This is a genomic window from Rhizobium sp. RAF56, assembly GCF_052113965.1.
Classification (GTDB): domain Bacteria; phylum Pseudomonadota; class Alphaproteobacteria; order Rhizobiales; family Rhizobiaceae; genus Rhizobium.
Window position 1 is genome coordinate 1 of record NZ_JBFRDU010000038.1, and the last position, 25,704, is coordinate 25,704.

The 25,704-nt window shown below is 58.4% G+C and carries 21 protein-coding genes and 1 pseudogene; 11 read left to right on the plus strand and 11 right to left on the minus strand.

The annotated features are described in order from the left end of the window. Together AB4048_RS23745 and AB4048_RS23750 are read right to left on the minus strand one after the other, a co-directional pair. A pseudogene (locus tag AB4048_RS23745) lies at positions 1 to 371 on the minus strand (MFS transporter); the annotation flags it as partial. A 671-nt stretch (positions 372 to 1,042) separates the two neighbouring features. After that, positions 1,043 to 1,261 (minus strand): hypothetical protein, encoded by a 219-nt coding sequence (locus AB4048_RS23750; RefSeq protein ID WP_442204457.1) that lies wholly within the window; start codon positions 1,259 to 1,261, stop codon positions 1,043 to 1,045. 805 nt (positions 1,262 to 2,066) lie between these two features. Between AB4048_RS23750 and AB4048_RS23755 the strand changes: the two genes are divergently transcribed. From AB4048_RS23755 to AB4048_RS23765, 3 genes are all read left to right on the plus strand, one after another. Beyond that, positions 2,067 to 2,645: a hypothetical protein gene (locus tag AB4048_RS23755; protein ID WP_442204458.1), complete on the plus strand. Its 579-nt coding sequence runs from the start codon at positions 2,067 to 2,069 to the stop codon at positions 2,643 to 2,645. 11 nt (positions 2,646 to 2,656) lie between these two features. Further along, positions 2,657 to 2,944 (plus strand): hypothetical protein, encoded by a 288-nt coding sequence (locus AB4048_RS23760; protein ID WP_442204459.1) that lies wholly within the window; start codon positions 2,657 to 2,659, stop codon positions 2,942 to 2,944. A gap of 974 nt (positions 2,945 to 3,918) precedes the next feature. Continuing rightward, positions 3,919 to 4,650 carry a polysaccharide deacetylase family protein gene (locus tag AB4048_RS23765; RefSeq protein WP_442204460.1) on the plus strand — a complete coding sequence of 244 codons (732 nt, stop codon included), beginning with the start codon at positions 3,919 to 3,921 and terminating at the stop codon, positions 4,648 to 4,650. On the opposite strand, the gene AB4048_RS23770 is transcribed toward AB4048_RS23765, so the two are convergent. Further along, a complete protein-coding gene (locus AB4048_RS23770) occupies positions 4,645 to 5,442 on the minus strand; it encodes a glycosyltransferase family 2 protein (protein ID WP_442204461.1) in 798 nt (265 codons plus the stop codon). The genes AB4048_RS23765 and AB4048_RS23770 overlap by 6 nt on opposite strands. 582 nt (positions 5,443 to 6,024) lie before the next feature. Here AB4048_RS23770 and AB4048_RS23775 point away from each other — a divergent pair. After that, a complete protein-coding gene (locus AB4048_RS23775) occupies positions 6,025 to 6,840 on the plus strand; it encodes a DUF4344 domain-containing metallopeptidase (protein WP_442204462.1) in 816 nt (271 codons plus the stop codon). A 386-nt stretch (positions 6,841 to 7,226) separates the two neighbouring features. Then, positions 7,227 to 8,141: an alpha/beta hydrolase family protein gene (locus AB4048_RS23780; RefSeq protein ID WP_442204463.1), complete on the plus strand. Its 915-nt coding sequence runs from the start codon at positions 7,227 to 7,229 to the stop codon at positions 8,139 to 8,141. Positions 8,142 to 8,187: 46 nt separating this feature from the next. Here AB4048_RS23780 and AB4048_RS23785 read toward each other — a convergent pair whose 3' ends face one another. The 4 genes from AB4048_RS23785 to AB4048_RS23800 all read right to left on the minus strand — a co-directional run bounded on the left by AB4048_RS23785 (position 8,188) and on the right by AB4048_RS23800 (position 14,426). Next, positions 8,188 to 8,844, minus strand: coding sequence for a 4'-phosphopantetheinyl transferase family protein (locus AB4048_RS23785; protein ID WP_442204464.1), 657 nt, complete (start codon positions 8,842 to 8,844; stop codon positions 8,188 to 8,190). Next, positions 8,841 to 9,041: a hypothetical protein gene (locus AB4048_RS23790; protein ID WP_442204465.1), complete on the minus strand. Its 201-nt coding sequence runs from the start codon at positions 9,039 to 9,041 to the stop codon at positions 8,841 to 8,843. Before AB4048_RS23790 ends, AB4048_RS23785 begins: the two co-directional genes overlap by 4 nt. An 86-nt stretch (positions 9,042 to 9,127) precedes the next feature. Next, positions 9,128 to 13,300, minus strand: a complete 4,173-nt coding sequence (locus tag AB4048_RS23795) for a Pls/PosA family non-ribosomal peptide synthetase (RefSeq protein ID WP_442204466.1) — start codon at positions 13,298 to 13,300, stop codon at positions 9,128 to 9,130. 871 nt (positions 13,301 to 14,171) lie between these two features. After that, positions 14,172 to 14,426, minus strand: a complete 255-nt coding sequence (locus AB4048_RS23800) for a hypothetical protein (RefSeq protein WP_442204467.1) — start codon at positions 14,424 to 14,426, stop codon at positions 14,172 to 14,174. Positions 14,427 to 14,814: 388 nt separating this feature from the next. On the opposite strand from AB4048_RS23800, the gene AB4048_RS23805 reads away from it, so the two are divergent. Beyond that, positions 14,815 to 15,261, plus strand: a complete 447-nt coding sequence (locus AB4048_RS23805; protein WP_442204468.1) for a Rap1a/Tai family immunity protein — start codon at positions 14,815 to 14,817, stop codon at positions 15,259 to 15,261. Beyond that, positions 15,258 to 15,701, plus strand: coding sequence for a Rap1a/Tai family immunity protein (locus tag AB4048_RS23810; RefSeq protein ID WP_442204469.1), 444 nt, complete (start codon positions 15,258 to 15,260; stop codon positions 15,699 to 15,701). Before AB4048_RS23805 ends, AB4048_RS23810 begins: the two co-directional genes overlap by 4 nt. A gap of 333 nt (positions 15,702 to 16,034) precedes the next feature. On the opposite strand, the gene AB4048_RS23815 is transcribed toward AB4048_RS23810, so the two are convergent. The 4 genes from AB4048_RS23815 to AB4048_RS23830 all read right to left on the minus strand — a co-directional run bounded on the left by AB4048_RS23815 (position 16,035) and on the right by AB4048_RS23830 (position 21,143). After that, the gene (locus tag AB4048_RS23815; protein WP_442204470.1) at positions 16,035 to 17,501 is read right to left on the minus strand and encodes a pyridoxal phosphate-dependent decarboxylase family protein; all 1,467 of its coding nucleotides are present in this window, start codon (positions 17,499 to 17,501) and stop codon (positions 16,035 to 16,037) included. Positions 17,502 to 17,510: 9 nt separating this feature from the next. Next, positions 17,511 to 19,043 (minus strand): hypothetical protein, encoded by a 1,533-nt coding sequence (locus AB4048_RS23820; protein ID WP_442204471.1) that lies wholly within the window; start codon positions 19,041 to 19,043, stop codon positions 17,511 to 17,513. Between the two features lie 29 nt (positions 19,044 to 19,072). Next, positions 19,073 to 20,785: an ATP-grasp domain-containing protein gene (locus AB4048_RS23825; protein WP_442204472.1), complete on the minus strand. Its 1,713-nt coding sequence runs from the start codon at positions 20,783 to 20,785 to the stop codon at positions 19,073 to 19,075. Between the two features lie 115 nt (positions 20,786 to 20,900). After that, a complete protein-coding gene (locus AB4048_RS23830; protein ID WP_442204473.1) occupies positions 20,901 to 21,143 on the minus strand; it encodes a hypothetical protein in 243 nt (80 codons plus the stop codon). 315 nt (positions 21,144 to 21,458) lie between these two features. Between AB4048_RS23830 and AB4048_RS23835 the strand changes: the two genes are divergently transcribed. The 4 genes from AB4048_RS23835 (at position 21,459) to AB4048_RS23850 (ending at position 25,703) form a co-directional block, all read left to right on the plus strand. Next, positions 21,459 to 22,115 (plus strand): response regulator, encoded by a 657-nt coding sequence (locus AB4048_RS23835; protein WP_442204474.1) that lies wholly within the window; start codon positions 21,459 to 21,461, stop codon positions 22,113 to 22,115. Beyond that, the gene (locus AB4048_RS23840; RefSeq protein WP_442204475.1) at positions 22,112 to 23,497 is read left to right on the plus strand and encodes a sensor histidine kinase; all 1,386 of its coding nucleotides are present in this window, start codon (positions 22,112 to 22,114) and stop codon (positions 23,495 to 23,497) included. Before AB4048_RS23835 ends, AB4048_RS23840 begins: the two co-directional genes overlap by 4 nt. Positions 23,498 to 23,578: 81 nt before the next feature. Next, the gene (locus AB4048_RS23845) at positions 23,579 to 24,262 is read left to right on the plus strand and encodes an MtnX-like HAD-IB family phosphatase (protein ID WP_442204476.1); all 684 of its coding nucleotides are present in this window, start codon (positions 23,579 to 23,581) and stop codon (positions 24,260 to 24,262) included. Positions 24,263 to 24,281: 19 nt separating this feature from the next. Then, the gene (locus tag AB4048_RS23850; protein WP_442204477.1) at positions 24,282 to 25,703 is read left to right on the plus strand and encodes an aspartate aminotransferase family protein; all 1,422 of its coding nucleotides are present in this window, start codon (positions 24,282 to 24,284) and stop codon (positions 25,701 to 25,703) included. Position 25,704: the final 1 nt, after the last annotated feature.

Genomic DNA, 25,704 nt, shown 5'->3' on the forward strand with positions numbered 1-25,704 from the left:
AACCAGCTCTCAATGACCATATAAGCGCCGGCCATCACGAAGCCTGTGAAGCCCCGCAGGACGATCCAAACATACTGGTCAATCATCAGGCCCGTCAGCAATGCGATGATTGCGCTAGACGCCGCAAAGGTGCCGAACGCGCGGACGTGCCCGATCCGGCGAACAAGTCGCGGTGCCAAGAGGCAACCGATGACGAAGCCGGCCGCCCACGCTGTTCCGAGCAGTCCGAGGGACGCCGTGGAAAAGCCCTCTGCCTGTCCGCGCAGCGGCAATAGCAAGCTATGCAAGCCTGTTGCAGCAAGCAGGTACCCGGTGCCGCGAAGAAGCGACAGGATAGGACGGTAACCAGGGGATAGGAGATTGCCTAGCATAGGGATCCTTTCCTGGCTTCGCCAACGGCACTATTCTCGGGATATTCACACTGAAGCCGTCTATTATTGCGCCTTGCATGATCGGTATGTGGCTTAAACTCCGACGTCTCCAAGCTTGTAAGCATCGATAGGCAGCGTGAAGTTGTCCACATATTGGACGGTTAAGGAGGTATAAACAGATCGCTCACTGCGCGAGAATAGCCATGCGAAAGTCAAGGAGTTGGTCCACTCCTCGCTATATCTACAGACCAATGAGGCTGTCGAAGCAACGCTTGACACGTGGTCCTGGAGTACCAGCCTTAATGGTGGCCTTTAGGTCGTTCTCAGTTAGACCTAGAGCCTTGAAACACCTGGCAAAAGGCCTTGGGTCGATCTTAGTCGTGTCGATTAGATCGGGCGAGACGGTGGCGAGGACTACGGCGTGCGACAGGGCGGTGTAGGAATCGGTCGCCTGCGCTTGGGTAGTAATGAAGAGAGCTGACGTCACTAGCGCCGCCCTCAAACTGCCCAGGTGGGCTCCGCTACCGGATGCTTGTTTGCGCATGCGACGATTCTATCATCATCACTCTTAGCCGGTAAGGCTCTCAGGTCGTCAAATATTCGGCCAAGCAAATGAGCGCAGCCGCTGCGAATGTTCGTTATGGATCGGTTATCTGGGTGTGGAGCCCATATCAGTGCTCGCCTTTGCGCTGCACCAACGCCAGTCGGAAGCTTGACCGCTCATTCTCTGTCTCGGCAAACATCGGGTTGAGGGCGATGTTGATGATCGCAGCCCTGGCTTCTAAGCGCGTCCAACCCACCAACGCGGCTTCGTCGACGACCTCCTGCACCTTCTGCTCCAGCGCCATCTCGCAATCGGTATCACGGTCCTCGTAAAGCTCGTCCTTCATCGGCGACGGGATTATTGCGGTCTCCCTTGGGTGGAGACTTAAAGCTGGAGCGGGGCGCCTACCTAGTCAATCCCTCCGTTTCCTAGCGAGAATCCACTCCCGGCTCTCACCGATGGCGTTCGCTTCCCGTATGACACGGCCGCGGTGCCGGAGCTGCAAAGTCGAGCGCGGGTTCAGGTGGCGGAGATATTCCTCATAGGCTGCCTAGGCGGCGTAGATGTTGTTGGCTCCGGCTATTTTCTCGGCCTCGCCTGTCGGGTCGATCTCGCCGATGGCGAAGGTGAAGCAGTCGCCGAAAAAGTTCTCTGGCTCACGCTCCGGCAGGGGACAGGAGGCCTCGTCCTCTACGGAAGAACAGCTCGGCCCATGAGCCGAAAAACCGGAGGAAGTAGAACAGGAACTTGACCCCTTCACCAAACCCGAAACATACATAGAGACGGTCAAATCTCGGTGGAAATACCGGGTCAGCTCTCAGTGGAAATCAACACGGCATTACTACTTGATGCGCTCAAACCCTAACTTCCGCCGTGCGCCACCTGCAGAAAGCTAAGCACTTCCGGCGTGCGACGAAGACGGCGGGTTCATTGTCGACCACATTACTTAGTCTTCCAACAGACTACGGATCACCTCCCCTCACCCTTAGCTCGTCAGGTAAATCATGCCTCCTTCAGACACGTCAGCCCATCATCATCATCGCGCACCGCATACGCATGCCTTAGACTTTTGGATGGCTCGCGGGTCGGTTGTCATCGTTATTGCACTCCAACTACTACTGGTGGACGACTTTTCGATTGGACCACGTTGGTTGGCACCCGCCATCGAGCTGCTGCTGCTCATCCCGTTGTCTTTCGCGACGGCATGGGTGCAGACAAAAGCAAAGCAAGCGACGACCCAGGCTCACTACCAACTGCTGGCGTACGGCAGACGATTGGTTAGAAGGGCCGCGCTTGGCCTGACGATGTTGATCACCTTGCTGAACTTCATCGCGCTGTACTTTTTGATCAAAGCACTGCTTGGGGGACACGGGGGCACAGCCCAAACGTTGCTGGTCGATGCGGTCAACATATGGTGCACCAATATTTTAGCGTTTGCGCTGTGGTTCTGGGGAATTGATAGAGGAGGTCCAGCAAGTCGTGGTGTATCATTGCGGACCCAGCCAGACCTACTCTTCCCTCAGATGTCGATTGCGGATGAGCGCTACCAGGGCTGGTCGCCCGGGTTCGTGGATTATCTGTTCGTCGCTTTCACGAACGCAACGGCATTTTCACCCACCGATACGATGCCGCTATCATCGCGGGCCAAGCTGCTGACAATGGCTGAGGCTGCTATCTCGCTACTGACTTTGGCGCTCGTGGCGGCACGTGCGGTCAACATCTTGGCGTAAGGCGTGCAGAGATGGAACATAACGCGACTATGATTCAACGCGTGCTGTTCAGCATCGACGCCTTCATTGCTTCAATCCCGCAACTCCAAAAGCCTGCAGGCGTTCGCGACAAGGTATGGCGAACGGGAGGTTTCGTCCTCGAAGGGTTCGTACGCACGGTAGGGGCGAGTCAGACAGGCGTAACGGACGCTGTCCCCGCGGTGGTCATCGCCTTCGGTCGCGACATCTTCGTTGCTGTTCTGGTCGGGCTCGAGAAGCGGCAGGTCCGGATGATGTCCCAGCAGGTCGAAAAGAAGTAAATGAGGGGCCGTCCGTCGCCATCGCCCTTCAGGCAGGCGGGGAGCTGGCCCGAGCCACCTTGCGGCGGTCATGCGGGCCTGCGATGCCGTCATGCCTTCGGCCCGGGGCCATTCGGTTAGACCGGGTAGAGTTTGGCGGCCGGGGCTTGGCCTTGTCAGCTGTTTGCCCATGTACGCCGACGGCCTCAATTTTCGGGTTGATCCAATTTCCCTCTTTCGGCACGTCGCTCCACTTCAAAAGGATTGGCTCAATGGGGCAGCCTAATCAAGACTGACACGCTAACTTTCTCGTCATCGACCCGCGATACCATGCGTTGGAGTGACATCTCCGAAGGCGTCTCGGAGATTGCGACCGTCCGAATTGGGCCGGCGCCTCCAATTCAGAGAAATCGATGAAGGCTGCCATTCTAGTAGCAACCGCTTTTGGCCTGACTTGTTGCGGCCAACGCAGCAGTTCAGCTGAGGAATGTCCCTCTCACGGACCGAATAAGGTCGCGGAAGGCCCCTACGGGCCGTATCAATACCGGGACGACTGTGAAGCTAATGCGCTTACTTGCATCGATCCGCTGAAGCTGGTCAAAACGGGCAATGGCGTCGTCATGTGTAAGGTAAGGTAAGCTGAAACAGAGGATTAAGGCTATCCAGTTCTACTTAGGCATCAGCCAGAGCGCGATAGCGACAGCCACTCTCGGCTGCATTGGGGCGATTTGACGCAGTCTGGTTAACAGAACCCTGCCGGTGTGCGACTGGAACCGCCGCATAGCGGCTCCGATCACGATCATGACGCGCGACTGCCAAAATGTGTAAAATCGCATGGAGGAATTTTTAGCTAACATGCAGAATGATCTGGACACACCACCGCCAAAAAATGACCACTTCCCATTTAAGGAGAAAACAGGCTTAACCGCCGCATTGATCCCGAAAACATACCTAAAAGGCGGGTCAGTTCTCAAATCAACTGAGTTTAAGAAGCCATGAATACTGATGCGTCTGCTACTTCTTCCAATAACGGCGGGTTCCCAGTACTCATGTATCACCATATAGCCCAGGCGCCCGCGCGCGGCACAGGTTCCAGATATATGTTCGTCAGCAGCAGCCGGTTTCGACGGCAGATGCGGGCGCTGAAAATATTAGGCTATATCGGGTGCTCAATAGCAGAGCTCAGTCTCTATCTCTCAGGACAGAAGACGGGTAAGGCGGTTGGGATCACTTTTGATGACGGCTATCGCAACGTGTATCGCAATGGGTTACCGATCCTTGCTGAGTTTGGCTTTACTTCAACGACCTATTTTGTCAGCCGACAGGTGGGTGGCCACAATGAATGGGACGCAGGACGGATGCCCTGGGAGCCCTGTATGAGCCGAGAAGAGCTCCGCGAGTGGATGGAGAGCGGCCAAGAAGTAGGTGCGCATACGCTCGATCATGCTCGCCTCGGCGAGCTTGACGAAGTGGAAGCAAGGCGCCAGATCGCTGGCAGCAAGGCGGAGTTGGAGAATATCACTGGGCAGCCAGTTACTGCCTTCAGTTATCCCTTTGGAAGCCACAACGATCTCGTGGTCGAGATTGCACGCCAGAGTGGCTTCTCGACGGCGGTGACCACGATAAAGGGCAGAGCGACGGGAAAACACGATCCGATGCGTTTGCCGCGTATGACAGTGCGGCGAGGAGACAATCTCCTCAAGTTTCTCTGGAGCCGCATTCTATAGAAAGACGGCCGACCGCTCCTCGTCCAGTTGCGGTGCAGGATCTGTCCAGTAGGACTGGCCGGCGATTAGCTCCTTCTTAATGCCTCTCTCGCTTCTCCATTGCCGTCCGATATCCTCAATATAGTAGGCATCGATCTCGCCGACGATTAGGTTGCGATAATCGGCGACATAGCGTTCAAGCGGCCGATTTAGACCTCTGCAAAACTGCTTCTCCGGATCGAAGGCTGGGTCAATCAGTTCTGCTGATCGCCGGGCGAACGAACCTCGAAAGAAGGACGGACCAGTGAGAAAGGTCGGTCGCTTTGGACCGAATGGGAGCTTTCTATTCAGAAACCTCATTTTCTCTCTCGCATAGCAAAATGGGCCGCGTTTGCGCCTATCCCATCGCTTGTTGGCATGATTAAAACTAATCTGTCCAACCGACGGGCATTCGACGAACGATTGAAGTTGATCGGGATGGATTGGTCGATTGAGCAGCCAGTCATCTTCGAGATGAAAGATAAAGTCGGCCGAACTGGCTGACCAGTTGGAAGCAACCGCCATAGCGAAATTTGGCGCGTCTGGCAGCCTGATCAACGCGTCCGGATCGTAGGATCGGATAAGCGCGACGCATTCGTCCTGATCGGAGGCGCTGCCAAAGAGTGGATCGATGTTGGCGATGATCCTCCGGATTTCGAAGGCCTTAAATAGATTGTCGTGAAAAGACCGCAGCGTTTTTTCCAGCAGTTCTGGACGACGCGTTGCCACTAAACATACGTCGATCTGATCAATTCGGGTGGGTCTCGACGTCATGGATAGTAACCATTAACCTTTCAACAATTCGGATCGCCACAATCGGACGAGGGGCAAACAGCCTGAACATTGCCCCCTGTTGGACGGTTCTTGACCACTATTGCATCCCCTTCGGAATGCGACGTCGAGTGTGCCGGTCAACGCGTTCGATTAAGGCTGGCGACGATCCGTATTAGTCGGGGCCGCCAGCCTCACAGAGCCTGCCAGAGCTCCACCTATCCGCTGCCATTGGGTGCGCACGCGGATAGGCTTTCTTCTAAATCACATAAAGATTAGCTGAAAATGATTGCTCAGGTTATCGAGACGGCGTTGCGGATTTTCTGCGCCTAGGGGAACTAATCCCGAACGGCGGCGCTTGGGATATCAATCACGGATCGAGGCGGATTGCTGGCTCGCCGTCAACGATACTCTTGGACGTGTCGAAGTTCGGAAGGGGTTTTTCCTATCCGTCGACGGCATACATGGGTAGAGAAGCCGCTTGGCCGAAACCCACCACATTAGCTGCGAGCATTCCTGTCGATTTTAACCGCGGTCGCGTTTATATTCGCACGATGTGCTGTGCTCAAACGAAGGGAACTGGCTATGGGTTTGCGTCGGCCTTTGATCGTCATGGCGGTCCTAGCCTTGGTTTGCACGATATTTCAGCTTGATGCGGCGGAAGCTGCAAAGCCTATTCCGATCAGGATCGCTTACGTTCCGCCCAAAAATCCCGAGCATACGGCGCTCTATCAGGAGCTGCGCGACAAGAAGGTGCTTGAGCGCGTCCGCGACCGTCTCGCCGGCTTGCGGCTGCCGAAACAACTAACGATCAAGGTGGAGGGGTGCGACGGCGACGTCAATGCATCCTACGACGAAGACGAAAAGGCAGTGAGCATCTGCTATGAATATCTACTCTATATTCAGAGTCTCGCCCATGGCCTTCCCCCCGCGGCGGTCGCGGAAGGGTTGACGCCTGAGAACTCCGTGACAGGGCTATTTCTGGAGGTCGTGCTGCACGAGTTGTCTCACGCCATTTTTAATTTGAAAAAGGTTCCAGTTCTCGGCCGTGAGGAGGATGCTGCCGACCAGGTGACAGCCTACCTGCTGCTGCAAATGGGAGAGCAGGAAGCGCACAGGACGATTGCCAGCATCGCCACCATGTTTGCCAGCGAGGCGAAGGAGACGAAGCTCGACTTCGCCAACGAACACGGATTGCCGGCGCAGCGCTTCTACAATCTGCTGTGCCTCACCTACGGCAAAGACCCCAAAATGTTTGGTGATTTGGTGGCAAAGGGTTTGCTGCCCCAGGGGCGTGCGGAGCAATGTGGCGATGAATACCGACAGATTCAGTTTGCCGTTTCCCGCCTGATGCCTGATTTGACAAGTTCGCTTAAGCTGGGACGCCCAAAGGTTCGTTGAAGGCGGGGCTGCGCGGACCGGCCTGTCTGGCCGATGTGTTACTATCGGCGCAGGTTGGTTCTCTTCTCCGCAATGAGCGATGATCGGTGTGTGGCCCCGCCCGCTGCTGCAATCTGAGCCAATCCCGGCTCTGTCGGTCGGGACGTCACGGCGATCACCGAAACTACTTTGTCGTCTGGGAGGTCATCCAAACCCCGGACGTTGCTATGATGATACTCTCGCAAAATAGCGGTCAGTTTGGCGTGAAGGCCGGTCTTGGTTGCCTTCCGGGCGAATGACGCTACAGGTTCCCTTGACCAAGATTGCCGATGGCCCGAATGTGAGTTGCCGTCATCTTCTGACCTGTGCCGAATCCTTCGGCCAGGTGGCACTATTGGACCGAGGATATGAACGCGCCCAAAGAGTCATTATGTTTTACCCGCCGCCGCACCGTCCTGGCCGCGCTTGGCGCGAGTCTTCTATTGCCCCAGATAGCCAGCGCATTTGAGGTGCCGGCCGAACCTGAGGAGATGAGCGGTGACTATGAAGAAGAACGACGCAAGTTCCGCACCCATCTCATCAAGAAGGGGCCGGCACCCGACAAATACGAGCCGTTGGTGGCGCCGCCCGGCGCGGACCGGATCTTCTTCCGCAGCGGCTATGGCGGCGAACTCGAGCTCGTTGCCTGGGTCTCGCGCTATCAGCGGACCCTGAAACCGCGTCCCGCGGTTCTCTTCCTACATGGCGGCAATGCCATCGGCCAGGATGACTGGACACTGGTTGATCCCTTTATAGGTGCCGGTTACGTGGTGATGATACCATCGCTGCGCGGCGAAAATGGACAGAAGGGCAATTTTTCCGGCTTCTACGACGAAGTTGACGACGTTCTCGCCGCCTCCGACCGACTACGGCATCTGCCGGGCGTCGATCCACACCGGATGTTTCTCGCCGGCCACAGCATAGGCGGTACGCTGGCCATGCTGGCAGCGATGTCTGCGGAGAGGTTCAGGGCCGTGGCGCCAATCTCGGGTGATCCGGATGCGTTTGCCTTCTTCGATCACGATCGCAAGGACATCCGCTTCGACGACAAGAACCCGCGTGAATTCCAGATGCGTTCGCCCGTCTGTTATGCCCATAGTTTCAAATGCCCGGTGCGCATCACCCACGGCACGGAAGCGACGCATCTCTCAGGCCTCGTTGCCAAGCGTGCGCTCGCTGGCGGTGTGAGGATCGAGACCGCGGTCGTCACCGGCGATCATTTCGCAGCCCTGCCAACCGAGATCGCGCAGAGCATCCAGTTCTTCAAAAGCGTGGCGGCGTGAGACAGTACTGCCCAAGATTTTGCGATCATGACGCGCGCCGCGATCTTCAGGCCGGAATATACGCCAACGCAACGATGCGCGGTGTGAGGCAGTAAGCGAGTCGTACTGCGTGGTTTGTTTTCGTCATCGCCTGACCCGTGTTGAGGTCCACTGTGATATCCTCATACTCCAAGATCAGGCGATCGATCGGATACACCGCCTTATAGACAGCTTCTTTAATTGAAAAAAGTAGGCGACCTGAAAGGGGTTGATGTCCCATTCCTGACATCTCAGCCTCGGTGGCCACAAGCGCGACAATGTCATCCGGGAGGGGTGTGGCAGGCTCTACATCGATACCCAGGCTGTCAATCTCAGCAGCGGGTGCGACTGCTGCCAACGCCATTCTCTCATCGTGCGCCAGCGAACCCGTTACTCCGCCCGGCCACATCGGCGCGCCGGATGCCGTGCGCAGGACGGCGTAGTTGGTGACGCCAAGCTCTGCCAGCAGCCGGTGGGCGATCCATCTCGCCGCACCGCTCGCCCGCCGCGCCGCCACGTGACGTGACGTGATGGAGCGCGCCTCGTCGGGCAAAAGCTTAGCCTCGTCCCCTTCCCGGATGATCCGACATCCAACCCGAATACCCTTGGGCGCGATTGCTGCGATCGCCGTTGCCAGTGACGCTTCCTCGGACTTCCTCGTGGAGAAATCGGCCGGCAGCGTCATGGATTGTCGCTCCCTGCCGCCAGCTCGAGATCGATGTTCATCTCTCCATCCTCATCAACACTTTTTCTAGCAGGCAGGCGGCACGCTCCATAAAGCCGACGACGCGCTCGCCGGCCATCACCGCGTGCGGCGATGGTCTCATCCCGATCTGCTTCGTCAAAGGAGTTCGAATTGCGTGCGACGAGATTTTTGCTCACGGGCAAGTTCAAAAGAAATGACCACGGCCCGATCGCAGCCATCACGGGAACGGGACGGCCGCCCGCTTGGTTTCGAGGTCGCGCCATCAAGACGTAATTGCGACGATGGCATCTGCCTCACCGGCATCGGCCGGTTTATCGCCCCCCATTGCCGACCCTCCTTCGGCGGACGTCCTTAAAACGCCTTCCATAACGGGGATCGCAAATCGGTGAAGCTTGGCAGGGTTGCCGCGCCAAATGGAGTTGGGTTCCAGCACTTCGCCCTTCATCACGAATGAGTCAGCATCGGCCATCGCCCCGTCGCCCATCACCACACCATAGTGAACGAAAGCGGCGGGACCGAGCGTGCAGCCCTTGCCGATCTTGATGACGTCGGTCTTGAACACGCCCTCTTCCAGAGAATGGGCCTGAATGACGCAACCTTCATTAAGGGTTGCATCGTCGCCGATCTCCACTAGAGAGCGCTCGGTGAGGTTGCTGCCGCCGTCATAGACACGCCGCCCCATCTTGACGCCAAGCAGACGCAGGATCATCGGCCGGAACGGCGTACCGCCGAATAGACGGACGATCGGCGAATCCGACAACTTCCAGTGGCGTTCGTGATGCCAGAAGCTCACGTCATAGATCGTCGTCATCCGCGGCTTCAGCGTGCCAAAGCCAAGGCTGGCGCGCTCCACCAAAATATAAAACGGTATGCTGATCGCCGAGGTAAGGAGAACCGCAATGAAAAGCGCGAGCTCTGCCCATTCAGTGTAATAATTGAGGGCGCGGTCCCAGATCGCCAAGGTGACGAACAGAGTGACCCATTGCGTTGCCAGGAATAGGAGCGCTGTCATGGCGTTGTAACGGTTCTTGAGCCTCAGGCGGCGGCGCCGCTCCTCCTCGGTGAGGCCTCCGGTAAGTTCCTTGTCCCGGTTCACCATCCGGGGGATTTCGAAGGCAGGCGCTCCAAGAAGGCCGACATTTTCCCGGATCGGGCCGTCAATCGGAACCATGACCTTGGTGCCGAGCAAACAGTTGTCGCCCGTCAGTCCGTCCGGAGGATAGTAGATATTGTTGCCCAGATAGTTGCGTTCGCCGATCCTCGTATGATCAAGTCTGAATGCGGACGCGGACTTGTGCATGTTGATCATGAACAGTCCGTCCGACACCATCGTGTTGCTGCCGATCTCGCATAGGAGGGGGTTGTCGTGCTGTTGATTGCTTCCAAAATTCGAGCCGGTCTGCACTACCTCGTTGAGATCCCAGCCAATGGCACTGATGTAGTGAACGATCGCTGAACTGTCGCCGAATATCAGGTTGAGGACGCGGGAATTGCTGGCCAACTCGACCATTGTCTGCAGCCAATAGTGGATACCGTAGAGGGGATAGGTGCGGCCCGGTTTTAAAAAGAGACGGAAGAGACGCGGCAGCACCGTCGCCGCGAACAGGGCAGCTGCAATATAACCAAACAATGTGACTGTGGTGCCGATCGCGACAATGCCAATTGTTTCTTGATAATCGTCGCCCACATTTTCCCAATAGCTGTGGAAGAGAAGCGGTAGAGGAGTAATAATTGTAAAGAGGATAATCAGCTGAACCGTGTCGAACAGGAAGTGCCGCACCTTCGACACGCGGACATTGGTGAGCTTGCAATAGTCAGCCGTTGTCGGCACAGCGGGTGATCCATGCCAGCGTTCCCCGTCCGGAATGCTCTGCCCCCACTGGAGCGAGGACGAGTGCCCGAGTTGCGCGCGGTCGCCGATATTGGTGTGGATGTCGAGCGTCGATCCTACGCCTACGAATGCACCGCGGCCGATGGTCACCGGCCCGGTATGGATATAGCCGAATTGTGCCCTGTAGCCGAGTATCATCGATTCTTTACGCAGAATCGTATTGTCGCCAATCGATATGAGATCGGTGCAAACTGGCACAGACCGACATTCAATGGCGGTGTTTTGCCCGAGTTTGGCGCCAAGAAGCCGCAGATAGAGGCTGTAGAGCGGAGTCCCGCGAAACAGCACTACCGGGGCCGTGCGGATCAATGTCTGCACGACCCAAAAGCGATAGTACCGCAAACCCCAGATGGGAAAAGCCTCCGGCTTCCATCGCCCCACCAGCAGCCACTTTGCGATGACGGCAGCACCCGACATGCCGAAGAAAGCAATGCCCGAGAGCAATACGCAGCGCAGATAGAGCTGTAGCGGTTCGTCGAGTTTTTCATATACCCAGTTGAGCCCCTTGTTGAAAAGCCACAACCCGACGTAGCTATAGATGCCGTAGAACAGCAGTTGCGCCGCTCCGCAGGCCCAATAGGAGATGTTGGATGCCCGGTGCGTGAGACACGGCTCGTTGGTGGCTATCGCCATCTCCTCCGGTATGCTCAGGTGCTTTGCGAGACGCGCGACCGTGGGATAGAGGTAAATGTCCCGCATGGACGCCGTCGCCCATTCTTTTCTCCTGCGGACGCGTGCACAGAAGCGGGCCATAAGCAGTGAATTGGCCCCGAGATCGTCGAAGAAGTGCTCTTCCACGGAGACCTCGTCGAATGTCAGCACGTCCGCAAGTGCCTCAGCAAGAAAACGTTCGTCGTCATTGCCGGGCGGGACGACGGTTCGATCAGCTGCAAGCCGGACACCGGTCGGCTTCGGAAGCTGGCGAAGATCCGCCTTATTCGAAACCGTCATCGGGATTGCTGGCAGCTCCTCCAGAAACGCGGGCACCATGTATTCCGGTAGGCGCAGCTTCAGCTCACGGGCAACGTCGGAACGGGAGATCGGCGGTAGCCCAGTCTTGGGTGCATAATAGGCCACGAGTTCCGTGCGGCCAGGCTCAATTTCCCAGGTCGTGACGGCGGCTTGGGCGATCGCTGGCTGATCCAGCAGCACCGCTTCGATTTCTCCGAGCTCGATGCGATAGCCGCGGATTTTCACCTGGGTGTCTACGCGGCCGTGATATTCGATCTCTCCGTCTTCGTTGATTCGGCCGAGGTCGCCTGTCCGGTAAATGCGTTTTGACGGATTGTTCGGCAAGTCCAGAAAATCGGCAATGAATTTCTGCTCGGTCAGATCCGGCCTGTTGAGATAGCCCGCGGCGAGCCCGATGCCGGCAATGCCGATCTCACCCAATTTGCCGGGCTCGGCTAGCGCAGGCAGTGAAGGGTCGAGAATAGCGATCGAGTAAGTGGGCAGCGGAGCGCCGATCGTTACCAGCTTGTCAGGCGTGAGCACACCCATGGTGGCGGTAACGGTCGCCTCCGTAGGGCCATATGTGTTGAGGATTAGCCGCTTGGGATTTGTCCAGCGCAACACGAGATTGTGGGGGCAGGCCTCGCCGCCCACCAGCAGTGTCCGCAGGCTGGGCACGTCGCTTTCGATGGAGGACAGCAAGGTCGGGCTGCAAGCCATGCAAGTAACGTCGTTCATTCGCAGGAAATCTGCGAGCTCCTCGCCCACAAGCGTGAGCGGGCCTGGTGCCGGTACAATTGTCGCGCCCGCGGCAAACGGGACCCAAATCTCCTCCACGGAGAAATCGAAGGCGATTGTCATACCCTGATAGACGCGATCGCCCGGCCGATATCCGTAGGCCGCGGCGGCGACCCGTACGAAGTTGCAAATGCTTTGGTGCTCGATGACCACACCCTTCGGCCTGCCGGTGGTGCCCGACGTGTAGAGGATGTAACAAGTGTCGTCGGATGAGCATTGCGCGCCGCTCGGCTGTAGCGGCGCATCGGACTTTTCCGTGATTTCGGCGGCGTTACCGTCGATCAGCACATGGGGCACAGGTAGCTGTTCGACCCGGGACGAATAGCCGGCTATGGTGACGACGAGCACGAGATTGGCGTCTTCGATGATCAGTGTCATCCGCTCTTCCGGAAAAGCGGCGGCGAGCGGAACGAACGTCGCTCCTGCCTTCATCACGGCGAGCAACGCCACATAGGTCTCGGCCGACCGGTCGAGCAAAAGTCCCACCCGGTCGCCCGGCCTCACACCCCGATCGATGAGAAGGCGAGCGAACTGGTTCGCACGCTTGTCCAACTCGCAATATGACCAGACACGTCCCTTCGAGATGACGGCTGGTGAAAGGGCAAATGTCTCGGCAAGCTTTGCGAAGAAAGTATCGAGCCGCTCACCGGAACGCCATCCTGGAGAAAAGTCAGCGCCGGTCAGAACCTGGGGGCGTCCGCTTCCGAATCCCGACCAGCGCACGTGCTGGTCGCTTGAATTTGTCTCGGCTTCTCTGCCTAGTTCGACGCCGTTAACAATGCGATTCATTTCCATACTCTCTACTTATAGGTCGAGCACCGCAGGGCAACCTCTTCGGGCGTCATGCCGCCTTCCAGCGGTATCGTCTGTAGGCCGACTGCAAGCGACAGCCTAGTTGCTCCTTCGAATGGGACATCTACCCGCGGTCGCCAACGTGGCGCCAATTCTTTGTCATTGAAGGTATACCCCCGCTGAAGGCGCCCGATGTACATAGCATCTGGACCGAGCACAACATTGAACCCGCAAATTAACACGAAACAGGTCGATGCATATTGGTCGGTGATGGCGTCCGACCTGGAGACCAGCGGGACCGGCAAGGGCGATCACCTGCTGAAGCGGGTCGGCCTCGATTTTACCCTCAAGCGAAAGGTGACCTTCTCAACGAGGCCAGCCGAAGGATCGATGTGTGTAAGCGCCATCAATTGGAGCAAGACGCGTGAAGGCTTACTCGCACACGAACGTCCAAAAACCCAAACAACGTACTCGTCGGCGCGGCCAAACTGAGACGGCATCGCCCTCGGAATGCGACGCCGAGTGCGCAGATCAACACATTCGAGGCTGGCGACGATCCGACGTTAATCGGGGCGACGCCAGCCTCAAAGAGCTTGCCAAAGCTCTACCTATCCGCTGCCATTGGGTAGAAACGCGGATAGGGTCTCTTCTAGATCACATGAAAATTAGGTGAAACTGATCGCTCAGGTTATCGAGACGGCGTCGCGGATTTTCCGAGCCCTGTGGAACTAAACTTGAGCGGCAGCGCATTGGGAAATCAATCGCCAATCGAGGGCGGCTCCTGGTGAAAGAAACGCTGACGAGATTTGCGGTGAAGTTCAGCCTTTATTGGGCTTGCCTGGTGGTGTCGGAGCGATCGGCCGGTCGGTGAAGTTCAAGGCTTCGTGGCTGGCTTGCTCGCAAGGCTTTCGAAGTCGATCGGCGAGACTGGGATGGGGAATGTCGATTGAGCCGGGTCGGGAATGCGGAGCGGTTGTGGTATGGCCGGGTGAGACACCGGCTCGTCCGTGTAGTTGGCGATGCTGATGACGCCGATGGCCAGCACGAAGGCTGCCGCTGCTGAGAGCAGGACCCATTTGAAGAAACGCAGGACGAAGAGCGGCTTGTCTCCGCCTTTTTTCGGTTTCATCCTTTCAACGAGGCCCAATCGGAGCCGCAATGGTCTTCAACCAGACCGTTCAGTGGCGCGTTCGGAAGGGTTTCGGCAAAGACGTCGACCCTAGCCTTCCCAGAAGTTCGACGGCGCGCTTGGCGTCTTTTATAGGGACTTCCAGCACGATCTCGTCGTGGAGCCATGCCAAAGGACCGCCGTCGATGCCTTCCATGCCAGTTCTGAGATTTTCTATTGTGTGTTACGTTATGGAAAAGCCGTGCGACCATCCGTCTCACGTGCGAGCTTGCGAGCCGCACGATGCGAGGCTTGGGGTGACGAGCGTGCGAACACTTGGCGGCGTCGTTTTGGATGCCCTGATCGATGTCTCCGACTGCAAATGAACACCACGAGCGCTGGAGCGATCATGAAATCCCTTGTCAGACTTGCCGGTCGGATTGCAATGCCGACCGCCATCGCAGCCTTGTTTTCCTCTCCGCTGACACCGGCGCTGGCGCAAACGCAGGGGGGCACTGAGACCGTCACTGTGTATACCACCGGCGAACTATTGACGAAGTTCTGCCGCGCCTTCCTGGCAGCGCGCCGAGCCGACTGGCATGTGGATGGAAATACCTCGCTCAACGCCGGCGAATGCTACGCCTATGTCACATCCGTCGCGGACGTGCTCCAGATTGAAAGCGATCGTATCACCGTCAGCCAACATCTTCCGAAATCCTGCGTCCCGAAGGGTATCGCTGGCGACGACTTGGCGGTGATGGTTGCCAACTACCTCGACCGGAAGCCGGAGCTGCGTTCGCTCGGCGCTTACTTCCTGATCCGACAGGCCTTCGCCGAGAAATTCCCTTGCAAATGAAATACATCACGATGATCGGACCGATCATGAAGTTCCCTGCCAGGATTGCCATGTCGGCAACTATATTTTCCTCCCTGCTGACGCCGGCGCTGGCGGAGGATAGGCAAGTGTCGATCTATTTCACGGGAGATGCGCTTGCGAAGTACTGCCGCACTCACCTGACCCTGGCGAAGGCGAACCATGGATCGCTGAAGGATCAACTCGATGGCGAAAAGTGTATGACTTTTGCCATGGCCATAGCGGATGCGCTTGCGATCGAAGGCGGCGATGCGCCGGTGAATGAGACTTTACCAAGGTCCTGCGTTCCAGCCAGCATCATCAAGGCTGGTGCTCTAGCGGACGTAGTCGCCAACTTCCTCGCTAAGAAGCCGGAGCTGCGCAACAGATCGGGCTATGAGCTTGTCCGTCTTGCGTTTGCCGACAAGTTCCCCTGCAACTGACAAACGATGGAGGCGCACCCATGGCTCCTCTCCAAATAGTCACCTTGAAATCCGCGCTTTATGGCGAAGGCCTATACCGCGTCCTAGCCTCGTTCGAGAATCCACCCCACGCGGGAGAGCCCCGTTCCCCCATCCGCGCGTTGGTGCCCCACCGTCTCGCGGTTCGTCGCCGGTCGTCGCTATAGCTTGGCGCCAAACCATTGTCACCGCATTTCAACTATCTCTTCGTAGGAAGCGATTTCTTGCTGACCTGATCAGCTTTCTGCGATGATGGCGGCGCAGCCGGCCAAGAATAGAACGTCGGCAAGGGCCCGGGGGGCGAAGCACCGAAGGTCAGCTTGTCCCCCGGCCAGCAAGCGCGTCAACGAGCACGTCGATGAATATATCGACATCGGCGAAGGTCATCCGATGGTTAAGGATAGCGCACCTAACGACGAGTTCGCCGTTGAGCACGGTCCAAGTCGGTGCGGCCAATCCGCCTTCCTGCACATCGAGCACCAGACTTCGAATCTCTTCGGAGCTTAGACCAGGAATGCCGAAGCACACGATGTTGAGCGCGGTCGGCGCCTTGATCTCGAACAGGGGATGGCCGTCCAGACGGCGCGCAAGGTGGCGGGCAAGCTCGCAGGTCCGGGCGATGGATCGTCCGATGCGGTCTGAGCCAAAAGTTTCGATCGTCATCCATGTCTTCAAGGCACGGAAACCGCGTGAAAGGTCTGGACCCAGGTCGCAAGGCCAGACGTCTCCCGCCGCGAGCCCGCGGTCGGCGCGCTGCAGGTATGCGGCCGGCTGCTCGAATGCACGCCTGTGCGCATCTACGTCACGCACCAGCAAGAAGCCGGCGTCGTAGGGGACATGGCCCCATTTGTGAAAATCGAGTGCGACCGACGCGGATTTCTCGATTCCAGCAAACAACGCACGCAGCGCATCGGAAAGCGCCGCGAGCGCGCCGATCGCCCCGTCAACGTGAAACCAGAGGCCTTCGCCGGTCGAGATCTCCGCAATGTCGTCAAGAGGGTCAATCGCTCCCGTGTTCACCGTTCCCGCCGTGCCGACGACAAGAAAGGGAAACGCGCCGTCGGCGCGGTCCTGCGAGATTGCCGCCTGCAATGCATCCGTCCGCATCCTGCCCGCAGCATCGACTGCAATCGTTCGCAGATTGGCAGATCCGATGCCCGACAACTCCATTGCCTGGTCGATGCATCCGTGCGCCTCCTTCGATGCATAGGCGACAAGTCGGCCGCCTACGTCGTGCAACCCGGTTTTCCGGACGGAAACACCCAGCGCGGCTGTCCTTGCAATTGTCACCGCCAGGAAGTTCGCCATCGAAGATCCTGTGACGAACAATCCACTGGAGCCGGTCGGATAACCAAGTGCCTTGCTCATCCACTGGACGATCTGCCGTTCGACCTGGAGGCCGATGTGATCACGGCCGCCGCAGTTCAGGTTGAGACCCCCAGCCACCATTTCCGCGACCATTCCAATCGGTGTGCCGGCACCATGAACCCACCCCATGAACATCGGATGCAGATTGCCGGTTGCGAACGGCAGGATGTGCGTGCGGACGTCGCCCAACACGTCTTCCAGTTCGCGCGAGCCGAAGGGCAACGGACGGTCGAACATCGATCGGGAAGCGGGGGAGGGTGATTGCCACACCGGGCGGCTTCTCACCGTCTCTATGTGTGAGATGACGTCGTCCAGCATCCTGTGGGCCGCTTCGCGGAACTGGTTCCAGTCGGAAGGGTCCAGGCTGTGGTCAGGCTCCCGTTGGCCAGTTTCATTCATTTCTGTGGAGGGCATCAGAAGCCTCTATTCCCGTTTCACCGCAGACAGTTTGTCGAACAAAATGTCGAATTTTGCCATGAGGTCCCCCAGCGCTCGATCCAGCGACTGGCCCGCCGCCATTCTCGCAGAGACCTGTAGGACGTCGGCAGCCGATGCCGCGACACGCAGGACGGCGCGCGAGCCCACACGAACAGCCTGGCCCATATGGCAGACCGGTCCTTTATCGGATTCCCGCATCAGCGCGTGTATTCTCTGGCATTTCTCAAACGAGGCCAAACGGCCATCGATCTCTTGGATGGTCAGCGGAACGATCGCGCGTGAAAACAGGTGGTCGCCGTCGTCGTCCGCATGAAGAAAGATGTCACGCGAGGCGTCCAGCCGCGAACGCACGATGCGCGCGAATTCCCCCTTGATGAAGGACTGCCGAGATTCGGGAATCTCGCAGTAGCGATCCAGGTGCGCCAAAGCGGCGGACCACCTCAGCCCCAGTCCCAGATTATACTCGAACGCGAAGTCAAGGCGCGTCGGCCGACGAAGTGCCGCCGGCCAGTCCCGCGCCGCGGTGTATGCGGAAAGCCCAGCGGGAAGGCAGGAACGCTGGGCGAATTCTTCGGCCAGGGCCGTTGGCATCAGGAGCGCTCCCGAGAAAGGCGGGCCGGCGACAAACTTCGAGCCCGTGACCGCGACGGCAAAGCCATCCGCGACATCCTGCTTGAGCACCGAGACCGGGCAGCGGAGCTGGCAGGCGTCGACGAGAACCCGCACGCGATCTGGTCTCGACGCGGACAGCTGGCGCGCTGCCTGTCGGGACACGCCGGCCAAGCCGGTCTTCGACGTGTCCAAGACGTGAATCAAGACATCACGATCCCGCATGAGTTCGAATTTAACGGCGGCGGCCAGATCCGTGTCGATGTCACCCTGGCGCCGAGGCTTGCCGGACGGTTCGCGGATCGCAATTGTTCGAACGAAGATCCGCCCAGGTTCTAACCCTTCAAGCAGCGCGCCCGGCTGAACGGCGGTCCCGAGCGCCGAGAGATCGGAAAAATGGCAACCGCCGGCGGCAACCGGCACGCCGCTACCGGTTTCTTCGGGCGCCACCAGCACATTTGTCAGGGGACGCCTCGATAGGCCCGCGAAGATGCAGGCGGCCAGCAGCTCCACATCCGTCCCCGAGGGAGCGAGAACGATCTCGGCGTCCGGGTATCCGAAGTTGCGGGCGATGCGCCCGCGAAGATCGCCGAACCAGCGATCGAGAGCAACAGGCGACTGCGTGCCGCTATCAGCGAGCCGTTCCAGTTCGGCGGCGACCGCAAGGAAACCCTCATCGGAAATATTGCTTGCTGTGGTCGAGGAAAACGAAATCTCGTCGCCTGCCGGATAGGCAAGCGTCCCATATCGATTGCGCCGAGTCCCCTCGTCCGGCCAGATCCTTTTGTCGCCGCCAATTCCCAAAATCCGGGAAACGGCGTCGATCGTCCCGCGCTGCCAATCTCGCACGCCTGACTTCTGTAGAAAGTGGTCCAGCGGTTGCCGAACCTCACGTTGGATCGCGGGCATTAGGGGCTCCAAATTCAGGGAAAAGGCGGTTAGAACGGTTCGCTGATCGTTGCGGCTCCCGCGATATGCGCGCTCTGAACTTCGTGGACGATGAGCGGTTCGAGATCCGATGCCCGTTGTGTGAACTCCAATCCCCAGCGGTCGACGTAGGCGCGGTCAACCCGCTCGCAGAGACCGGGGTCGATGATCTTCTCGCCGTCCCAAAAGACGGCATGTCCGGCATTGGGTATCGTTGGAGAGGCGACACCGATGATCGCCGGCCTCGACCACAGCATGTAGATCCCGCTCAGGAGGACGAATCCGCACTTGTTCGCCACGCCGCGCATGATGGAGTGACTCATCGGCCCTCCGAGCGGGAACGCAGGATCGCAATCAAGGGCGAGGGCCTGAATTTCTTGGTAAGTCCGGCCCAGATACATGGCCAACGCGCATATCAGGCAGTCGTTGTCGTTTCGCTGATGAACCGCCGGTTTTCCGGTGTGAGCGCATCGGACTGCCGCCAACGGTCGTGTCCGCTCTGCGCGCTGTTGCAATGCCCGCTCGAAGGCGGCGAAGAGCTTGTTCATCGCCTTCTTCTTGTAGGGAAACGTGTCCTCGGGATCCATCGAATGCACGATCATTGCGATATCCGCCTCGAACAGTAGCAGGCGTCCGTCGGGAAGCTCGGCGCAATCGATCGCGAAGTAATCCAGCCCAAGGTGTCGATGAAGGGCGTCGAACGCGCGAGCATGACGCACGGCAAAATCGTCGTCGAAGCTTGCCATCCATGCCGCCTCTTCGGCGCGCCTCTCCTGAAATTCGGCCATTCCCGCACTTAAATAGTGCACCATCCAATGGTCGGAGACCGCCAGGTGGCTCGCATACGCCTTGCCATTGATAAACGCGATCCGCTGCTTTCGGAATTTCCCGTCGTCTCCGCTATAGTCGATGTAGGGGGCGACGTAGAATTCGACATCCTGCGAGGCGACCAGGTACGCCGCGAGATCCGGGGCGGTGGCTACCTTTTCCATGCCTTTGCCTGCATGCGAGCCGACCGGACGAACAATAACGGGATAGGCGACGGACTGGCTAAAGACCTCTTCAAGCCCGATTTCTTCTGAAGCCAGCCTCTCAAGTACGCTCCGCGAGACGCGAACCGTCGGGGGGGCTAAAATCGACGGCTCATCCTTCAGCGCCGCGGCGACGGCGTCCCTTGACAAGCCCATGATGCGAAGGGGCGCGTTGTTCATGATGGGGCCCGCCCATTCCCGCAACAGCACGTCGAGGTTCTCAAGCACAGGAAGATTTTCCGGAGACTCGCCCATCGCGACGAAGGCGACGTCGTGGTTTGGAACGTCCCTGAGATCCTTGGTGTCGGCACCGACGTAGTGGAGCAGAATATTCGTGTTGGAGTTCTCGAGAAGAAACTCAATAGGTGTGTTCGCCATGAAGTCGCCGGCTGTAACGAACACCAGCACGTCGAGGCCATCTCCCCGGCCATTCCTTATTTGAAATGTGCGACCGATCTCAAGTGCCGCTCGCTGGCTCACCTCCGCATCGCATTCTCTTCCGAGCGTGTGCAGCAGTATCGACAGATCGAGGAACGCAGGGGCGTCGGAGGGGTCTGCATCAACGCGATCGAACAACTGCTTCCAGGTGTGAGATATGTCCTTTCCCTCGTAGAGGGCTCTCACGATCGGGGCCTTTCCCAGAATCAAATAGAGATTCTCAGGGGAGCTGATGTTAATTGCAGGGTTCTTCAAGTTTTTCAGCTCCTTCTGGTGCGCGACATCTCACGCGCCCGGCAGCCGGGCGTAGGCTGCGAGCGACTGAAGAACGCGCGAGGCAGATGTTGGTTAGGGCAAGTCGGGGAGGGCGCTAGGGTTGAGGGTTATAGCAGGCAGAGGTTGTCGCTCCCTCTTCGCAGCCTTGCTTCAGATAGTATTTCTCGACGATCATGCACTCTGCGTAAGCTTTTCGCTGGGCGGCAGTCGAAAGATCGTTGCCCTGCTGGAAGAGGCACCGGTTCTCACTCTCTACGAACCGGTCCATAGAAACCAGAACCGCCGCCATGGCAGCTATAGGCAGGAGGGCCGGCGCGTGGTGCGGCCTAATAGTCATTTTGAGCTTCCTGGTGTTGGTGGCGTTGAGGCGCGCCGGTGTGGTTGATTCGAACGCTAGCCTGCGAGAATGAGCCGAAAATGAGTAGCCGCGCCAACGGACGCGTTCGCGCGCCGCCCGTCCTTGGTGGGGTGTCGGTTGCACGACCGACGCCGCCCGCCGGGGCGGCGAATGACGTGCGTACCTCACCCTCTGAGCGCCTTTCTAAGATTGCGCTAATTCAGCAGCGGTAGGTATGTCGCCGAGCAGAACGCATCGCCATCGCGCTCGGCGTCGTGCTCGGGAACCGAAAACTCAACGAGAGCAGAGGCAGGGGTGCGCGTTCTACTGATCGAGGACGATTTCATTTTGGGCTCGTCGCTGAAGAAAGCATTGGAGAAGCACGCTTATGGTGTGGACTGGCTTAGAGATGGCGAAAGTGGCCTGGCCGCTATCGAAAGCCTCGATTTCGTTGCGGTCGTGCTTGACGTCGGCCTGCCGCTACTGGGCGGTTTGGATGTGCTGCGGCGATCTCGGCAAAAAGGCAAACAGGTGCCCGTTCTCCTCCTTACCGCCTTCGACAGCGTTCGTCACAAGGTCGAAGCGCTGGATCAAGGCGCCGACGACTATATGGTCAAGCCTTTCGATCTCGAGGAGCTTCTTGCCCGCCTCAGGGCGCTTATCCGCCGCCGCGACGGTCGGATTGAGACCGTCATTCGCTGCGGTGACGTCAACATCGATCCGTCGGCGTTGGTCGCACGAAAGGGCGAGGACACCGTCCATATGACTGCAAAGGAGTTCCAGCTCCTTAAGCTGCTGATGGAACGGCGCGGGCGATACGTGACGAAGAACGATATCGAATATGCTCTCTACGACACCGGCAGCGGCATCGAAAGCAATGCCACCGAAGTGACGATTTACAACCTGCGTAAGAAGCTCGGCTCAGACTTCATCAAGTCGATCCGCGGCGTCGGCTACATGATCGAGCGATGAGCGATTCGACACTCAACGGAAAGCTCTTTCTAAGGATTGCGCCAACGGTCGCGGTGACGATCCTCATAGTCGCGGCGCTTGCGTTCAGCAGCGCCACGCGCGAGATCAACAACATCTACGACGCCCAGCTTATCGACGACGCCAACGTCCTCTGGACGTTACTGCAGCGCAAGCTGGACGGACCCTTGCAGATCGCGCAGCAACGGGTGCCCGACATCGACTTCAGCATGGACGACCAGTTGGCACTCAATCAGGATGCCGACGACTATGCCGACGCGCACATGTTCCGAGCCTGGAAGGCCGGTCGCATCGTCGTTTACAGCAGCACGGCCTTCCTTTCGGAAGTTCCTAGACAGAACGCCGGTTTCAGCACTTTGGAGCACGGCAAGGAGGAGTGGCGGATTTATACGCTACCCATTCCGAACACCGAGATCGTGATCGAGGTCGGCGAAAAGCTTGCCCTGCGAAAGACGCTGGTTGCCAATATCCTGCTTAATCTTTTCTTTCCGCTTCTGATCCTGGTGCCGATTATCGGCTGCCTGACCTGGCTGGGGATCAGCAGCGGTCTAAGCCCAATACGCGGACTGGTTCGACAGATCCGCACCCGATCGCCGGACGATCTTTCCACCATTCGCGTCTCGGAGCTGCCACGCGATTTGCTGCCGCTCGGGCGCTCGATAAACCATCTTTTGGGGAAACTTAGCCGATCTCTGGAGCTGGAGCGGCGCTTCTCGGATCTTGCAGCGCATCAATTGCGCACGCCGCAGGCCGGCGTAAAACTTCTCCTGCAGATGCTTGCCGCCGCCGATACCGAGGCCGAACGGCGAGCCATCATTGCCGACCTTGTCGCCTGCAGCGACCGGGCAACTCACCTTATAGAACAATTGCTCCGCCTCGCGCGCGTGAGCCATCATCCGCTCGAGCTCAAGCCGGTTCGGCTATACGAACTGGCGGCCAGTCTTCTCGCCGATTTCGGGAAGATTGCCTCCAGTCGCCGAATCCAACTGTCGCTGGCGGGAGACGACCGCGCGCTTGTCGGAGCTGACGAATCCCTCCTTTCCCTGATGATCAGTAATGTTATCGACAATGCGGTGAAGTACACGCCGGTCGGCGGCAGGGTCGAAGTAACGATTGCAAGGGAGAGGGATTGCTGGTGCCTCTCGGTGTGCGACAGCGGACCCGGCATCCCTACCGATAAGCACGAGGCGGTGTTCCAGCGCTTCTACAGGCTTGATACCCTTCAGAACGAAGGTGCCGGGCTCGGACTTGCAATCGTTTCCGATGTCGCCGCGCGCTTGTCGGCGACCGTCAGTCTCACAACACCCCGGTGGGGTGAGGGTCTCAAGGCTGACCTGCTCCTACCCCACATCGAAAACGCCTGATTTCATCTTCGCCTCATCCTCGCATAATCGAGGGATCACTCAGCACTGCTAGATGCTCCCATGACACAAGGGGAGATGCCTATGCACGTTTTTTGTGATTTCGACGGCACGATCTCGACCGAGGACGCCACCGATCTGGTGCTCTCGGAGTTCGCTGATCCAGAATGGCGCGAAATCGAGCAGCACTGGAAGGCGGGCCAGATCGGTTCGGCCGAGTGCATGCGCAGGCAGATCGGACTGATCCGCGCGACAAGGCTGCAGCTCGACAGGCTTCTCGACCAAATCGCGATCGATCCAGGCTTTCCCAATTTCCTTTGCTTCTGCATTCGAAATGCCGTGCCTGTTACCGTCGTCAGCGACGGCGTCGACTATTTCATCAAACGAATTCTTGCGCGCCATGGGATTCATTCCTTGCCCGTCATCGCCAACACGCTCAGCCATCCCCAGTCAGACGGGCAGGGACCATACGGCCTGTTTTCGTTGCATGGGAAACCGCGGTGTGCCTCGAGGGCAGGCGTCTGCAAGTGTCGGGCGATCGACACCGCTGACCTAGGCATCTTTGTCGGCGACGGAAGAAGCGACTTCTGCGTGTCCGACAAGCCCGACGTGGTCTTCGCAAAAGGCGCCCTGGCGGCCCACTGTGCATCGCGCGGCATACCGTTTCTCGGCTTCGAGAGCTTCGCCGAACTTCCCCAACAACTCGAAGAGATACTCGACCGCGTTGCCCAGCGGCGAAGTGCGCCGCTCCGATCAATCTCCGCATGAACCTGACTAGAGGAAGCAGATGAGAACGAATCTTATGAACGTGTCAGCCGACGCAGGGCCTTCGCTCGACCCACCGGAGCACGAACTGCGCTATCTCGAGGAGACATACTGTTCACATGGGGACACTGTCCATTACGCGTCCAAACCAAAGTTCTTCTCCCACTGCGACGGCTCCTACGTCTACGACGCCGGCGGCACGCCGTTTCTCGATCTCCAGATGTGGTATTCGGCCGTCAATTTCGGTTATCGCAATCGACGTCTGAACGACGCGGCGCACCGACAGCTCGAACGCCTTCCGCAAATCGCCTCGCAGTACCTGCATAGTGAGAAGGTCGAGCTTGCAGCGCTGATCGCCCGCGATGCCGAGCGGAAATTCGGTCACAAGGGCCGCGTGCATTTCAACGTGGGCGGATCGCAGGCGATCGAAGACTCGCTGAAGCTTGTGCGCAACTTCACGGGCGGCAAAGGTCTAATGTTTGCTTTCGAGGGGGGCTATCATGGCCGAACCCTGGGAGCTTCCGCCATCACGTCCAGCTATCGCTATCGCCGGCGCTACGGCCATTTTGGTGATCGCGCGCAGTTCGTGGAGTTCCCCTACCACTTCCGCGGCCCGAAGGGGATGTCGAAGGAGGAGTACGGTCACGAATGCGTGCGCAAGTTCGCCCGCCTGTTTGAAAGCGAGTACAACGGCGTCTGGGATCCAAAGGCGGGTTCGGCCGAATATGCGGCGTTCTACGTCGAGCCGATCCAGGGAACTGGGGGCTACGTCATCCCGCCTTTGAACTTTTACGCCGAGTTGAAGAAGGTGCTCGACCAGCATGGCATCCTCCTGGTCGTCGACGAGATCCAGATGGGCGTCTACCGAACGGGCAAACTGTGGTCGATCGAACATTTCGGGGTATCACCGGATGTCCTTGTCTTTGGCAAGGCGATTACCAACGGCCTGAACCCGCTGTCGGGCGTCTGGGCGAAGGAAGCGATGATCAATCCGACGATCTTCCCGCCAGGATCGACGCATTCGACCTTCGCCGCCAACCCAATGGGGACGGCGGTGGCGCTAGAGACCATGCGGATGACCCAGGAGGATGACTTCGGTGCAGCAATCATGGAAAAAGGAGCCTACTTCCTCGACGGGCTGAAACAGTTGCAAAGGGATCATGCCATTGTCGGCGACGTCGACGGCCTTGGGCTGGCTCTTCGAGTGGAGATCTGCCACGAGGACGGTTTCACGCCGGACAAGAGCACCATGGACTGGCTGTCCGACGAGGGCATCAAGGGCGACCTCAAAGTCGGCGCGAGAAAATACGGACTCGTTCTCGATGTCGGCGGATACCACAAGAACGTCATCACGCTGGCGCCGAACTTGCTCATCACCAAGGAGGAAATTGATCTCGCGCTGACGCTTCTGGACATGGTTCTCCACCGTGCGAGGAGGAGGTAGG